Source organism: Pseudomonas danubii, from assembly GCF_042980055.1.
Taxonomy (GTDB): Bacteria; Pseudomonadota; Gammaproteobacteria; order Pseudomonadales; family Pseudomonadaceae; genus Aquipseudomonas; species Aquipseudomonas danubii.
In genome coordinates this window covers 6,374,303-6,387,254 of the sequence record NZ_CP116502.1, presented here as the reverse complement: position 1 = coordinate 6,387,254, position 12,952 = coordinate 6,374,303, and the positions used below count along the sequence as shown (strand labels likewise).

14 protein-coding genes are annotated in these 12,952 nt (G+C 58.1%); 11 read left to right on the top strand and 3 right to left on the bottom strand.

Annotation, left to right across the window (positions count from 1 at the left end):
* Positions 1 to 37 precede the first annotated feature (37 nt).
* Complete coding sequence (locus tag PFZ56_RS28735; RefSeq protein ID WP_170001674.1) at positions 38 to 955, bottom strand: putative 2-dehydropantoate 2-reductase; 918 nt, start codon at positions 953 to 955, stop codon at positions 38 to 40.
* Between the two features lie 143 nt (positions 956 to 1,098).
* Here PFZ56_RS28735 and PFZ56_RS28730 point away from each other — a divergent pair, with 143 nt between their 5' ends.
* Together PFZ56_RS28730 and PFZ56_RS28725 are read left to right on the top strand one after the other, a co-directional pair.
* Positions 1,099 to 1,584, top strand: coding sequence for a YajQ family cyclic di-GMP-binding protein (locus PFZ56_RS28730; protein ID WP_102860550.1), 486 nt, complete (start codon positions 1,099 to 1,101; stop codon positions 1,582 to 1,584).
* A 136-nt stretch (positions 1,585 to 1,720) separates the two neighbouring features.
* A complete protein-coding gene (locus PFZ56_RS28725) occupies positions 1,721 to 2,560 on the top strand; it encodes a mechanosensitive ion channel family protein (RefSeq protein ID WP_102860551.1) in 840 nt (279 codons plus the stop codon).
* Positions 2,561 to 2,842: 282 nt separating this feature from the next.
* Here the strand turns inward: PFZ56_RS28725 and PFZ56_RS28720 are convergent, their stop codons facing one another.
* A complete protein-coding gene (locus tag PFZ56_RS28720; protein ID WP_102880692.1) occupies positions 2,843 to 4,159 on the bottom strand; it encodes an OprD family porin in 1,317 nt (438 codons plus the stop codon).
* Between the two features lie 930 nt (positions 4,160 to 5,089).
* Here PFZ56_RS28720 and PFZ56_RS28715 point away from each other — a divergent pair.
* Together PFZ56_RS28715 and PFZ56_RS28710 are read left to right on the top strand one after the other, a co-directional pair.
* The gene (locus PFZ56_RS28715) at positions 5,090 to 5,515 is read left to right on the top strand and encodes an HIT domain-containing protein (RefSeq protein ID WP_102880691.1); all 426 of its coding nucleotides are present in this window, start codon (positions 5,090 to 5,092) and stop codon (positions 5,513 to 5,515) included.
* Positions 5,516 to 5,518: 3 nt separating this feature from the next.
* On the top strand, positions 5,519 to 5,725 hold the full coding sequence (locus tag PFZ56_RS28710) for a SlyX family protein (protein WP_102860554.1): 207 nt from the start codon (positions 5,519 to 5,521) through the stop codon (positions 5,723 to 5,725).
* A 65-nt stretch (positions 5,726 to 5,790) separates the two neighbouring features.
* Here the strand turns inward: PFZ56_RS28710 and PFZ56_RS28705 are convergent, their stop codons facing one another.
* Positions 5,791 to 6,396, bottom strand: coding sequence for a cold-shock protein (locus PFZ56_RS28705; RefSeq protein WP_102860555.1), 606 nt, complete (start codon positions 6,394 to 6,396; stop codon positions 5,791 to 5,793).
* 464 nt (positions 6,397 to 6,860) lie between these two features.
* Between PFZ56_RS28705 and PFZ56_RS28700 the strand changes: the two genes are divergently transcribed.
* The 7 genes from PFZ56_RS28700 to ruvB all read left to right on the top strand — a co-directional run bounded on the left by PFZ56_RS28700 (position 6,861) and on the right by ruvB (position 12,910).
* Positions 6,861 to 7,334, top strand: coding sequence for a Dps family protein (locus PFZ56_RS28700; protein ID WP_011063023.1), 474 nt, complete (start codon positions 6,861 to 6,863; stop codon positions 7,332 to 7,334).
* A gap of 188 nt (positions 7,335 to 7,522) precedes the next feature.
* Positions 7,523 to 7,744: an FmdB family zinc ribbon protein gene (locus PFZ56_RS28695; RefSeq protein WP_010457489.1), complete on the top strand. Its 222-nt coding sequence runs from the start codon at positions 7,523 to 7,525 to the stop codon at positions 7,742 to 7,744.
* A 95-nt stretch (positions 7,745 to 7,839) separates the two neighbouring features.
* On the top strand, positions 7,840 to 9,615 hold the full coding sequence (gene aspS / locus PFZ56_RS28690; protein WP_011063022.1) for an aspartate--tRNA ligase: 1,776 nt from the start codon (positions 7,840 to 7,842) through the stop codon (positions 9,613 to 9,615).
* A gap of 112 nt (positions 9,616 to 9,727) precedes the next feature.
* The gene (locus PFZ56_RS28685) at positions 9,728 to 10,474 is read left to right on the top strand and encodes a YebC/PmpR family DNA-binding transcriptional regulator (protein ID WP_102860556.1); all 747 of its coding nucleotides are present in this window, start codon (positions 9,728 to 9,730) and stop codon (positions 10,472 to 10,474) included.
* A gap of 129 nt (positions 10,475 to 10,603) precedes the next feature.
* Entirely contained in the window at positions 10,604 to 11,128 is a 525-nt protein-coding gene (gene ruvC / locus PFZ56_RS28680) for a crossover junction endodeoxyribonuclease RuvC (protein WP_016963215.1), read from the top strand.
* Positions 11,129 to 11,242: 114 nt separating this feature from the next.
* On the top strand, positions 11,243 to 11,851 hold the full coding sequence (gene ruvA / locus PFZ56_RS28675) for a Holliday junction branch migration protein RuvA (RefSeq protein WP_102880689.1): 609 nt from the start codon (positions 11,243 to 11,245) through the stop codon (positions 11,849 to 11,851).
* Positions 11,852 to 12,910 carry a Holliday junction branch migration DNA helicase RuvB gene (gene ruvB, locus PFZ56_RS28670; RefSeq protein ID WP_011063018.1) on the top strand — a complete coding sequence of 353 codons (1,059 nt, stop codon included), beginning with the start codon at positions 11,852 to 11,854 and terminating at the stop codon, positions 12,908 to 12,910.
* The last annotated feature ends 42 nt before the right edge of the window (positions 12,911 to 12,952 follow it).

Sequence of the window (12,952 nt, the reverse complement as noted above, 5' to 3'; positions counted from 1 at the left end):
TCGCTGGAAATGAGCAAGTGGGCAGCGTAGCCGCTGCTCAGTCGCTGGGCAATCCGAGTAAACGCAGGTGACTCACCAGGCGTTGCTGCAACTGTTGCAGATGAGGCAGTTGCAAGCGGTGACGGGCGGCAGCCTGGCAGGCGTAGCCCAGTAAATAACTGATTTCGGTCCGCCGTTGACTGGCCACATCCTGATGCATCGAGGAGTAGTTGGCAGCGGTGGCCTGGATGACCCGCTCCACCTCCTGCTGCAGGTTCTGCGCCGCAGTAGGTTGGCCGCAGCATTGCAGCAACTCGCTCAGCTCGGCGCACAAGGTTGCCACTTCGCATTGGTGTTGCTGCAGGCCGCCGTTGCGACAGTCGTGCAGCACCGTCAAAGGATTGATCGCACAATTGAGCGCCAGCTTGCGCCAGAGTCGGGTCAGTATCTGGGTGCTCCATTCGTGGGGGATGCCACTGCTGCTCAACTCATCCAGCCAGATCGGCGGGGTAGGGTGGCCTGAGTCGCCCAGCCAGGTGTAGCCATGGCCGGCGAAGACTACTCGCCAGTCACCGTCGCGAAATGCGCCTTCGGTGCTGGAGGCGGCGATGCAGCGCGCTTGGGGCACTCTGGCGGCCACTGCGTCCTGGCTGCCCAGGCCATTTTGCAGCAGGATCAATTCGGCTCCCTTGGCCAGGCGGGGGGAGATGCTTGCTACCGCGGCTTCGGCGTCGTAGGCCTTGCACGCCAGCAGCAGGCGATGGATGGGGGCGGTGCTATCGCAGGTTTCCCCGGGTATGGCCTGCAAGCTGCTTTGGCCCTGCTCCACCAGGGTCAGGCCGCCTGCCGCCTGATAGGCCTGCAGGCGTGACTGATCGCGCAGGATCAGGCGCACGGGCAAGCCGGCGCGGGCCAGGCGGGTGGCCCATAAGGTGCCGAGGCTGCCGGCGCCGAGAACATGCCAGGTCGTGGACATCAAGTTTTCGCTCTGTTTCGCAGCCCCGCAAAGGGCGCGCGGTGAAGGAGTGGAAAGACCCGTTATAATGAGCGCGGATTTTAACCGCAAGCCGGGCGTGTTCGATGTTTTGAACAGCGCCCCTTTTTATTTGGAGAGAGTACATGCCGTCGTTTGACGTGGTATCCGAACTGGACAAGCACGAAGTCACCAACGCGGTGGAAAACGCCGTCAAGGAACTGGATCGTCGCTATGACCTCAAGGGCAAGGGCAGCTTCGAGTTCAAGGACAAGGAACTGACCGTCAACCTGACCGCCGAAGCTGAATTCCAGCTCGAGGCCATGATCGAGATCCTCAAGCTGGCCCTGGTCAAGCGCAAGATCGACGTGCAGTGCCTGGAGGTCAAGGACGCTTTTGCCTCGGGCAAGGTGATGAAGCAGGAAGCCGTATTAAAGGAAGGCATCGATAAAGAGCTGGCGAAGAAGATCGTCGCCCATATCAAGGATGCCAAGCTGAAAGTGCAGGCGGCGATTCAAGGCGAGCAGGTACGGGTTACCGGCAAGAAGCGCGACGACCTGCAAGAGGCCATCGCTGCTCTGCGTGCCAAGGAATTCGGCATGCCGCTGCAGTTCAACAACTTCCGCGACTGACCCACTTCTCCGGGAACCTCTAGAGCTTTTTGGCGTCCGAGGCCGGAGCAATGGCAGAAACGATTGAGCTCCAGGTGAGCCGGTCGTTCTGCCGGTCAGTCATGCACGCCGCAACCCCGGGAATCTGGAGAGATAGATGGATTTGAACGCTGAAGTAGACAACCTGGTCCGGGCTTCCCAAGCCTGGATTCCCATGATCATGGAATACGGCAGCCGGGTGCTGCTGGCGGTAATCACCCTGGCCATCGGCTGGTGGCTGATCAACAAACTGACTCATAAAGTGGGCAAGCTGCTGGCGCTGCGCAATGCCGACCTGGCGTTGCAGGGTTTTATCAGCAGCTTGGCCAACATCATTCTCAAAGTGCTGCTGATCGTCAGCGTGGCCTCGATGATTGGTGTCGAAACCACCTCTTTCGTCGCCGCGATCGGTGCTGCCGGTCTGGCCATTGGCCTGGCCTTGCAAGGCAGCCTGGCGAACTTCGCCGGCGGGGTGCTGATCCTGCTGTTCCGCCCATTTCGTATTGGCGACTTCATTGAGGCCCAGGGCATCAGCGGTAGCGTGGACAGCATTCAGATCTTCCACACTGTGTTGCGTACCGGTGACAACAAGACGGTGATCGTGCCTAACGGCAACCTGTCCAACGGCATTATTACCAACTACAACCGTCAGCCGACCCGCAAGGTGGTGTTCGACGTGGGTGTGGACTACGACGCGGATCTGCAGAAAGCCCGCGAGGTGCTGCTGGAGTTGGCGAAAGACGAACGTGTGCTGGCCGATCCTGCACCGGTAGCTGTGGTGTCCACTCTTGGAGACAGCGCGATTACTCTGTCGCTGCGGGTTTGGGTCAAGACTGAGGACTACTGGGACGTAATGTTCCAGTTCAATGAACTGTCCCGTGATCGCTTGAAGGCAGCGGGAATCGATATTCCCTTCCCGCAGCGAGTGATTCGTGTGGTTCAGGAAGCCGCAGTGTAGTAAGTCAGTTTCAAAAGTTGGCCGTACAGTCAACTAATGCTGTTCAAGACAAGGGGCTATCGGCCCCTTGTTTGTTTTTGAGGTTCCACCAAGAGCTAGTAGTGGGGGGCAGATTTTGCAGACTGTTATATAGCAACTGTCGTTGATCACTATGTTAGTTAGCTTGCTATTTTATTTTGTCTTCCGCCTGATACTTTTAATGATCAAAAAAAAGCCGCCGCCCTGATTAAGGGCGGCGGCTTCTATAGATATTGCGTGTTAGCAATCTGCTGGGCAGCGTTATTACAAGATGCTCAGCGGATACTCTACGATGATACGAACGTCGTTGTTATCTGCGGTGTAATCAGTGTTGTAAGCACCGTTTGCACGGTACACAGCACTACGCAGGCGGAACGACAGGTCTTTGGCTGGACCTTCTTGCATCACGTACTTGGTTTCGAAGTTGAACTCGTTTTCCTTGCCTTCGGTGTTCGACGAAGTGGTGATGTTGTCACCCTTCACGTAACGGGCCATGAAGCTCAGGCCAGGAACACCCAGAGTCGCCATGTTCAGGTCGTAGCGAGCCTGCCAGGAGCGCTCGTCTTCGCCGATGAAGTCGGAGATCTGGATGGAGTTGGCTACGTAAACAGTGCCGTTGCCGTCAACACCGTACTGGTAGTTGGTATCACCGGTAGAGCGTTGGTGGGCGATGGTGAATTTGTTCGGGCCGATGCTGTAGGCTGCTGCCAGGCTCCACAGTTTGTTGTCCAGCTTGCCGTACAGTTTCTTGCCATCGTCCGTGGTGCGATAGCCGTTGAAGTCGAGGTTCAGCGACTGGCTATCGGCGATCGGGAAGGTGTAGTTCAGGTTGATGTACTGCTTCTTGAAGTAGTCATCGACCTTGGACGTTGCAACGCCACCGACGAAGTTATCGGTGAACTGGTAGGTAGCGCCAGCGAAGTCAGCGGAAGTCAGACCTGGGTTTTTCAGGCCAGTGTCGCCGTTACGGCCGTTGATGCTGTCGTTGTACTGACCGGTCTGCGAGCGCAGGGCGGTGAAGTGACCCGCATTCAGCTCCAGGCCTTTGATCTCGTTACTGGTGATCAAGGTACCGGTGGCGACTTCTGGCAGGAGACGGCTGTCGTCGGTGGAGAATACTGGGCTGGCAACCATTTGATTACCGTACTTGAGTACGGTATCGGAGATGCGGAACTTGACTGCGCCACCTACAGCGGACGAGTCTTTTTCAGGCTCGCCCAGGCGGTTGTTGGCTGCCATGCCGTTACCGGAACGACCAGCACCACCATCCAGCTTGATCACACCCATGGCGAAAGCGTCAACGCCTACACCTACGGTGCCTTGAGTGAAGCCGGAGCTGTACTGCAGCAGTTCACTCAGGCCGGTGTCTTGGCGATAGCCGCTTTTGAAAGTGCCATCGTCGCGCTGACGGTTACCTGCACCGTTCTTGAAGTCACGGTTCATGTACTCAAGACGGGTTTTCGCGGTCAGGGTGCTGTCTTCGATAAAGCCCTTTGCGTCGTCCTGGGAGGACGCGATTGCGAACTGCGAGGTGCCTGCTGATACAGCCAGGGCGATCATGCTCCACTTCATCACGCGCATCGTGATTTGCTCCTTTGGTTTTAGAAGAGTACTGCCGTCCCACCTGTTTTATTATCTGGGCGGCTCTTTCTTTTTGTGTCGGCGCAAACTTATATCACGCTGACAATGTTGGCGATACTTGCCTATCTATCCTTTCAGCTTCTTTACGACCCTGTCGCAAATTGCTCGATTGGTGTCGCAATTCTGCAGCCAGTCTGTATCCGGACCAACAACTTATGCAGTGTTCTTCGAAGCAATATCACGAGGAATTGAGCCCCCCATGTACACACTCTACAAAGCACCGCGGGGCAACCCTGCCACTATTATTATGAGTCTGTGACGGGCCACTTCGGGTGGTCCGCCGCAGACAATGTCGGGTTGAATGCAACAAGCGTGCACAAACCGATTTTGCCCCGTATTTTTTCTGCTGGGCGGCATGCTGACCTGTAAAAACCGCATAAAATCGCTCTTTCAAGCGTCTTTTTGTTTGGCTTGACGCCATGCTCTTCCTGGTGCAGGGCTGTGCAATAAGTTGCACAGCGTGCCAAAACGTTACCGCCGCACACTGCAAAGTGAGTAGACGGCGGATGCTTGAGGATTCCAGCGTAGACCGTCTGTACGATTCTGGTGCAAAACTTTTGCAACGCTGTGCACGGTTCATACAGTCATGGGCAAGTAGGGTGAGGAACATCAATGGCTTGGCCGGTCACTTTTCGGGTGTTTCCTGTGCCTTGTACGCAAATGGTGCGAAGCGCCGGAAAGTGTCCTGCTGTGGGGCGTGGCTCTTGCATTGAGGTGGCTCCTTGCCAAGTGGTGCGAGGGCGCTATCTGGGCTCAGGCTCATTGATCATGAAGCCCGATGCATTCGCAGGTATGCTGCGCGTCTGTCGCCTGGCCAGTGCCGTTGATACTGAAAACCAGGCTGGAATGAGTTGAGCGGGAGTAAGCGCGGTGTTCACTTTAGATTCACGGCTGCAACAAGACACATTGCCCATTGGGGATTTCCCCCTCTGCCGGTTGTTGCTGTCCAATGATGCAAACTATCCCTGGTTCATCCTGGTGCCACGTCGGGAAGATATCAGTGAGTTGTTTCAGCTGGATGTCACCGACCAGCAGCAACTGTGGCGGGAAACCACGGCTTTGGCTGAAGTGCTCAAGGACTCCTTCGACGCCGACAAGATGAATGTGGCGACCCTGGGTAATGTGGTCAGCCAGTTGCATATGCATGTGATCGTGCGTAAGCGTGATGATGCCGCCTGGCCCGCGCCGGTTTGGGGCAAGCATCCGGCCAAGCCTTATAGTGCGCAGCAGGTTGAGGCGATCCGTGATCGGTTGCGGGTGGTGTTGGCCGATGATTTCCAGTTTCTGGAGGATTGAACTATGAGCCTGGAAGAGCGTGTAACCGATCTGGAGAGCCGTCTGGCGTTCCAGGATGACACCATTCAAGCCTTGAACGATGTGCTGGTATCGCAACAGAAGGTTGTGGAACGCCTGCAGTTGCAGATGAGTGCCTTGCTCAAGCGTCAGGAAGAAATGGTCGGGCAGTTCGAATCTTTCGAGGAGGAGGCGCCGCCGCCACATTATTGAGGGAGAGCAGATGTCTTTGATGCATAAAAAACCGCGCCTTGGCGCGGTTTTTTTGTGGGCGTGGATCAGCGGCGTGGCAGTGCGGCAATGACATCTTCGGCTTGCAGGCCCTTGTCGCGGTTCATCACCGAAAACTCTACGCGCTGGCCTTCTACCAGGACACGGTGGCCTTCTCCGCGAATGGCGCGAAAGTGCACGAAGATATCGTCGCCGGAGTCCCGGGAGATAAAGCCGAAACCCTTGGAGGTGTTGAACCACTTCACGGTACCGGTATCGCGATTGCTCATGTCGTAAGTAGGCGCAGTGGAGGCCGCCGGTGAGGACTTGTAAAAGCTGATGGCCAGATGCAGGGCCACGGCGAGCACAGCGATCAACAAACTGGCCAGGACTGCCGGTTGGCCGCCAATGACAGGCATGGGTGCCAGCAGGGTGAGGGTTTGCAGGACCACAACCAGCACCAGCAGGGCACTGACCAGGTTCTGCAGATGATGGCGCGAGCCTTTGTTCCAGTAAGGGATAACTGGAGCGAGGATCAGGTTGAGCAGGCCGAAAAGGGCCAGGTAAATAGCATCGGGTTGTTGCAGGTAGGGAATTGCGTCGGATCTAAGGCTCGGAATCAAGGACAGCAGCAGAGCTGCAATGCCTGTCAGCAGGTGGACGATTTTCAACATTTTGATTAACTCACGTTAAGAAGGAAGCACAAGGAAGAGCTGATCACGCACGGTTCGCTTCTGAACAAATAGGTGAGGCGGTGGTTACGTACGCGGTGTCAGCCTATGCGCGCTGGCCGAAGAAATAGGCAACAGCGACACGGGCTCTATTTAACAGCAAAGCCCAGGCCTTCTCAAATCAGCAGCGGCCCGTTGGCGGGGGGCGCAAATGCCGTGGCTCAGGCGGTGGGTTCGCAGTATTGGGCAAAGGCCTGTTCTAGACAGATGGCAGAGGGTTTTCCAAGGAACGTCGGTTTTTCCCTGCTGTCAAAATCGGCTCGAACTCAAGGCTTAAACGCCTTGGCTGGGCCGCGAGACAATCCACCGCAGGCTGATCGACGATCCTGGTCGGCGAGGGAGCAGTACTCTTGCTAGAGTGGTCCGGTAGCTGATTGGGTGAATCCATCCCGTTAACGGAGAGAAACATGGCAATTGATATCGGTATCAGCGAAGAAGATCGTAAATCCATCGTCGACGGCCTTTCCCGTCTGCTTTCGGATACCTACGTGTTGTACCTGAAAACCCATAACTTCCATTGGAACGTCACCGGTCCACAGTTTCGTACTCTGCACCTGATGTTCGAAGAGCAATACAACGAACTGGCCCTGGCCGTCGACCTGATTGCCGAACGTATCCGTGCCTTGGGCTTTCCGGCTCCGGGCGCTTATTCCATTTATGCCCGACTGTCCTCGATCAAGGAGGAGGAGGGCGTGCCGGCGGCTGAAGAAATGATCAAGCAGCTGGTGGCCGGTCAGGAAGCGGTAACCCGCACCGCCCGCGGCATCTTTCCGTTGCTGGACAAGGTCAGCGATGAACCGACGGCGGATCTGCTGACCCAACGTATGCAGGTGCATGAAAAAACCGCATGGATGCTGCGTTCTCTGCTGGAAAATCGTTAAGCCTGTAATCGCGAATGGCGCCCTGGGCGTCATTCGCGCCTTTTCACAGCGCCCGCTATCTATATGGTCATACGGCTGCACAGGGCCGATTTAATGGATATAATCCCGCTCTTTGCTAAGTAGCCCGAGCTTTGGCGTGGGCTCTGGCTGTAGTTCAAGCAGTAATCTGGATCGCCGAGACGCCCCCCATGCCCATGTACGACTACCAATGCGCTTCCTGTGGTCATCAGTTGGAAGCCATTCAAAAGATCAGCGCCGCGCCGCTGGTCGACTGCCCTGCCTGCCAGGCGCCTGAACTGAAAAAGATGCTGTCCATGCCTGGTTTCCGCCTCAGCGGTACCGGCTGGTATGAAACCGACTTCAAGACCGGCTCCAAGAAGAATCTGGCCGGTGGCGACAAAGCTGACTAAGTTGAACGACACGCGCGAGTTCTTGCACTATCCGGCACCTTGAGGTGCGCAAGGCCTCCATCGAATTTCGAATTACGAGAAGTGAAACCACTACCATGATGCGCAGCCATTATTGCGGCCAACTGAACGAAAGCCTGGAAGGTCAGGAAGTAACCCTTTGCGGATGGGTCCACCGTCGCCGTGACCACGGCGGGGTGATTTTCCTCGATATCCGTGATCGTGAAGGTCTGGCCCAGGTGGTGTTCGACCCGGACCGCGCTGAAACCTTCGCCGCCGCCGACCGCGTGCGCAGTGAATACGTAGTCAAGATCACTGGCAAGGTGCGTCTGCGCCCGGCCGGTGCCGGCAACGCCAACATGGCGTCCGGCATGATCGAAGTCCTGGGCTACGAGCTGGAAGTGCTGAACGAAGCGGAAACCCCGCCGTTCCCGCTCAACGAATACTCCGACGTGGGTGAAGAAACCCGTCTGCGCTATCGCTTTATCGACCTGCGCCGTCCGGAAATGGCCGAGAAGCTGCGTCTGCGTTCGCGCATGACCACCAGCATCCGTCGCTACCTGGACGAGAACGGTTTCCTTGACGTCGAAACCCCGATCCTCACTCGCGCCACCCCTGAAGGTGCTCGCGACTATCTGGTGCCGAGCCGTACCCACGCCGGCAGCTTCTTCGCCCTGCCGCAATCGCCACAGCTGTTCAAACAGTTGCTGATGGTGGCCGGCTTCGACCGCTACTACCAGATCGCCAAGTGCTTCCGCGACGAAGACCTGCGTGCCGACCGTCAGCCTGAGTTCACTCAGATCGACATCGAGACCAGCTTCCTCGACGAAAAAGACATCATGGGCCTGACCGAAGGTATGATCCGCAACCTGTTCAAGGAAGTGCTGGGTCTGGAGTTCGGCGAATTCCCGCACATGACCTTTGAAGAAGCCATGCGTCGCTACGGTTCCGACAAGCCGGATCTGCGTAACCCGCTGGAACTGGTGGACGTTGCCGATCAGCTCAAGGAAGTGGAATTCAAGGTCTTCAGCGGCCCGGCCAACGATCCGAAATGCCGTATCGCCGCCCTGCGCGTTCCTGGCGGGGCGAGCATGCCGCGCAAGCAGATCGATGATTATACCAAGTTTGTCGGCATCTACGGTGCCAAGGGCCTGGCGTACATCAAGGTCAACGAGCGCGCCAAGGGTGTTGAAGGCCTGCAATCGCCGATCGTGAAAAACATTCCGGAAGCCAACCTGAACGTGATCCTGGATCGCGTGGGTGCGGTCGACGGCGATATCGTGTTCTTTGGTGCCGACAAGGCCAAGATCGTCAGCGAAGCCCTGGGCGCCCTGCGCATCAAGCTCGGTCACGACCTGAACCTGCTGACCTGCGAATGGGCTCCGATGTGGGTAGTCGACTTCCCTATGTTCGAAGAGAACGACGACGGTAGCTTCACCGCCTTGCACCACCCGTTCACCGCACCGAAATGCTCGCCTGAAGAGCTGGAAGCCAACCCGGCTACCGCTCTGTCGCGCGCTTACGACATGGTTCTGAACGGCACCGAGCTGGGTGGCGGTTCGATCCGTATCCACCGCAAGGAAATGCAGCAAGCGGTGTTCCGCCTGCTGGGTATCAGCGAAGCCGAACAGGAAGAGAAGTTCGGCTTCCTGCTGGACGCCCTCAAATACGGCGCGCCGCCGCACGGTGGCCTGGCCTTCGGTCTGGACCGTCTGGTCATGCTGATGACCGGCGCCCAGTCGATCCGTGAAGTGATCGCCTTCCCGAAAACCCAGAGCGCGGCCTGTGTCATGACTCAGGCACCGGGTCTGGTGGATGCCAAGGCTCTGCGCGAGCTGCACATCCGTCTGCGTGAACAGCCTAAGGCTGAATAAGCCGGCCCGATAAGGCGCACCTTCGGGTGCGCTTTTTCTATGGGTCGAGTTTTTGTTGTCCGTACCCGCCAAGTGGCGCGGGCAATGTTTCAAAGAGAATTTGGAGCAAGTTATGGCAGGTCATTCCAAGTGGGCGAACATCAAGCACCGCAAAGAGCGTCAGGATGCCAAGAGAGGCAAGATCTTCACCAAGTGGATTCGTGAGCTGACTGTTGCCGCCCGCCAGGGCGGTGGCGATCCGAACTCCAATCCACGCCTGCGCCTGGCCCTGGACAAGGCCCTGGGCGCCAACATGAGTCGCGACATCATCGATCGTGCCATCGCCCGTGGCACCGGCGCTGCCGGCAGCGACGACGTGGTCGAGCTGACTTATGAAGGTTACGGCCCCAACGGCGTGGCGGTGATGGTCGAATGCATGACCGACAACCGCAACCGTACAGCGGCTGCTGTTCGTCATGCCTTCAGCAAGTGCGGTGGCAATCTGGGCACCGACGGTTCGGTGGCCTATCTGTTCGAGCGCAAGGGGCAGATCACCTTCGCCGAAGGTGTCGATGAAGACGCGCTGATGGAAGCGGCGATGGAAGCCGATGCCGACGACGTGGTCACCAATGAAGACGGTTCCATCGACGTGTTCACCTCGTTCGCCGGTTTCTATGGCGTGCGCAATGCCCTGGAAGCGGCAGGTTTCACTGCTGCGGACGCAGAAATCGTCATGCTGCCCACCACCAGTGCCGAACTGGATCTGGAAGGCGCGGAAAAGGTTCTCAAGCTGATCGATATGCTGGAAGACCTGGATGACGTGCAGAACGTCTATTCCAACGCCGATATTCCTGAGTCGGTCGCCGAGCAGCTCGGCTGATTCAACTGCACTAACCTTGAGGCCGGATGTGCGAAGCCGTGAGTGTTACGCGGCGGGGTGCCTCCGGCTTCTGCCTTTTCGCTGTTCCGGTCGTGGCCGGCAAGCCTCTTTACTCAAGCAGCAGGCGTTATGACTCTTATTCTTGGCATCGACCCCGGTTCGCGCATTACCGGCTATGGCGTGGTTCGAGACACGGGGCGCGGCTGTGTATACGTGGCCTCCGGTTGCATCCGTACCGGCGCCGGCGAATTGCCAGAACGGCTGCAGATCGTCTATCGCGGTGTTCGTGAGGTCATCCAGACCTACGGTCCGGTGACCATGGGGATCGAGAAGGTGTTCATGGCGCGCAATGCCGACTCGGCGCTGAAGCTCGGTCAGGCACGTGGCGCAGCGATTGTCGCCGGCGCCGAAGAAGGACTGGAGATTGCCGAGTACACCGCCACCCAGGTCAAGCAGGCCGTGGCCGGTACCGGTGGCGCCAATAAGGAACAGGTGCAAATGATGGTCATGCACCTGCTCAAATTGACCACCAAGCCGCAGATCGATGCCTCGGACGCCCTGGCCATCGCCATCTGTCACGCCCACACCCGTTCCAGTCTGCTGCCTCATGGGCTGGGAACGGCACGCAGTCGTGGCGGTCGCTTGCGTCTCTGATAGCATCAGCGCAGTCATTTTAGGAGTGGAGCGTTGCGCGGCCGAGTCCCCGGCCCGCACGCTTGCTCTGTGAGTCGCCAGCTGCGGGCTGGCCATCGCCTAAGGATCTGAAACGTGATTGGACGCTTGCGCGGCACTCTGGCTGAGAAACAGCCGCCGCACCTGATTCTTGATGTAAATGGGCTGGGGTATGAGGTCGAAGTGCCGATGACCACCCTGTATCGCCTGCCGTCGGTCGGCGAACCCCTGACCTTGCACACCCATTTGGTCGTCCGCGAGGATGCGCAGTTACTCTACGGCTTCGCCAGCAAGCGCGAGCGAGACTTTTTCCGCGAGTTGATCCGTCTCAACGGTGTGGGCCCGAAACTGGCCCTGGCCTTGATGTCCAGCCTTGAGGTGGATGAGCTGGTGCGTTGCGTGCAGGCCCAGGACACCTCGGCCTTGACCAAGGTGCCCGGGGTCGGCAAGAAAACCGCCGAGCGCTTGCTGGTGGAGCTCAAGGACCGCTTCAAAGCCTGGGAAACCGTACCTAGCATGTTTGCCCTGGTGCCGAACCAGCCGGATGCGCCGATGCCGGTGGCCAGCGCCGAGTCGGATGCGGTCAGTGCGCTGATCTCCCTGGGCTACAAGCCGCAGGAAGCCAGCAAGGCGGTTTCCGCGATCAAAGACAAAGGCTTGAGCAGTGAAGACATGATCCGCCGAGCCCTGAAGGGAATGATTTAAGTGATTGAAGCTGACCGTCTGATCGCCGCCACGGGCCCCCGTGAGCGCGAGGAAATCCAGGACCGGGCGATTCGTCCAGTCAGTCTGGCCGACTATATTGGCCAGCCTAGCGTGCGCGAGCAGATGGAGCTGTTCATCCAGGCGGCCCGCGGGCGCAACGAATCTTTGGATCACACCTTGATCTTCGGCCCTCCGGGACTGGGCAAGACCACCCTGGCCAACATCATCGCCGAGGAAATGGGGGTATCGATCAAGAGCACTTCCGGCCCGGTGCTGGAGCGCCCCGGTGATCTGGCGGCGCTGCTGACCAATCTTGAACCCCATGACGTACTGTTTATCGACGAGATTCATCGGCTGTCGCCGATCGTCGAGGAAGTGCTGTACCCGGCCATGGAGGACTTCCAGCTCGACATCATGATCGGCGAAGGCCCTGCGGCGCGCTCGATCAAACTGGACCTGCCGCCGTTCACTCTGGTGGGGGCGACCACGCGTGCGGGGATGCTGACCAACCCGTTGCGCGATCGTTTCGGTATCGTCCAGCGCCTGGAGTTCTACAGCACGGCGGATCTGGCGACTATTGTCAGTCGTTCCGCCGGCATTCTCGGCTTGCCGTTGGACCCGGAGGGCGCCTTCGAGGTGGCTCGGCGTGCCCGGGGTACTCCGCGGATCGCCAATCGGCTATTGCGCCGGGTGCGGGATTTTGCCGAAGTGCGAGCCAAGGGCCATATCACCAAGCCGATCGCTGATCTGGCACTGAACCTGCTGGACGTTGATGAGCGTGGCTTCGACCACCAGGACCGGCGTCTACTGCTGACCATGATCGAGAAGTTCGACGGTGGCCCGGTAGGGGTCGACAGCCTGGCTGCGGCCATCAGCGAAGAGCGTCATACCATCGAGGATGTGCTGGAACCGTACCTGATCCAGCAGGGCTACATCATGCGTACCCCTCGTGGTCGTGTGGTGACCCGGCATGCGTACCTGCACTTCGGTCTAAACATTCCGTCACGAATGGGTGACATGCCCGTGGTAGACGAATTCCTCGATGCCGTGGACGATTAGTAACCCGCGCCTTGTCGATTTATTCGGGGTTTGTGCTGTCCT

Bases quoted from the DNA above. Each gene is read 5' to 3' on its own strand.
- PFZ56_RS28735 (WP_170001674.1), bottom strand. From the start codon at position 955: ATGTCCACGACCTGGCATGTTCTCGGCGCCGGCAGCCTCGGCACCTTA.
- PFZ56_RS28730 (WP_102860550.1), top strand. From the start codon at position 1,099: ATGCCGTCGTTTGACGTGGTATCCGAACTGGACAAGCACGAAGTCACC.
- PFZ56_RS28725 (WP_102860551.1), top strand. From the start codon at position 1,721: ATGGATTTGAACGCTGAAGTAGACAACCTGGTCCGGGCTTCCCAAGCC.
- PFZ56_RS28720 (WP_102880692.1), bottom strand. From the start codon at position 4,159: ATGCGCGTGATGAAGTGGAGCATGATCGCCCTGGCTGTATCAGCAGGC.
- PFZ56_RS28710 (WP_102860554.1), top strand. From the start codon at position 5,519: ATGAGCCTGGAAGAGCGTGTAACCGATCTGGAGAGCCGTCTGGCGTTC.
- PFZ56_RS28705 (WP_102860555.1), bottom strand. From the start codon at position 6,396: ATGTTGAAAATCGTCCACCTGCTGACAGGCATTGCAGCTCTGCTGCTG.
- PFZ56_RS28700 (WP_011063023.1), top strand. From the start codon at position 6,861: ATGGCAATTGATATCGGTATCAGCGAAGAAGATCGTAAATCCATCGTC.
- PFZ56_RS28695 (WP_010457489.1), top strand. From the start codon at position 7,523: ATGCCCATGTACGACTACCAATGCGCTTCCTGTGGTCATCAGTTGGAA.
- aspS (WP_011063022.1), top strand. From the start codon at position 7,840: ATGATGCGCAGCCATTATTGCGGCCAACTGAACGAAAGCCTGGAAGGT.
- PFZ56_RS28685 (WP_102860556.1), top strand. From the start codon at position 9,728: ATGGCAGGTCATTCCAAGTGGGCGAACATCAAGCACCGCAAAGAGCGT.
- ruvC (WP_016963215.1), top strand. From the start codon at position 10,604: ATGACTCTTATTCTTGGCATCGACCCCGGTTCGCGCATTACCGGCTAT.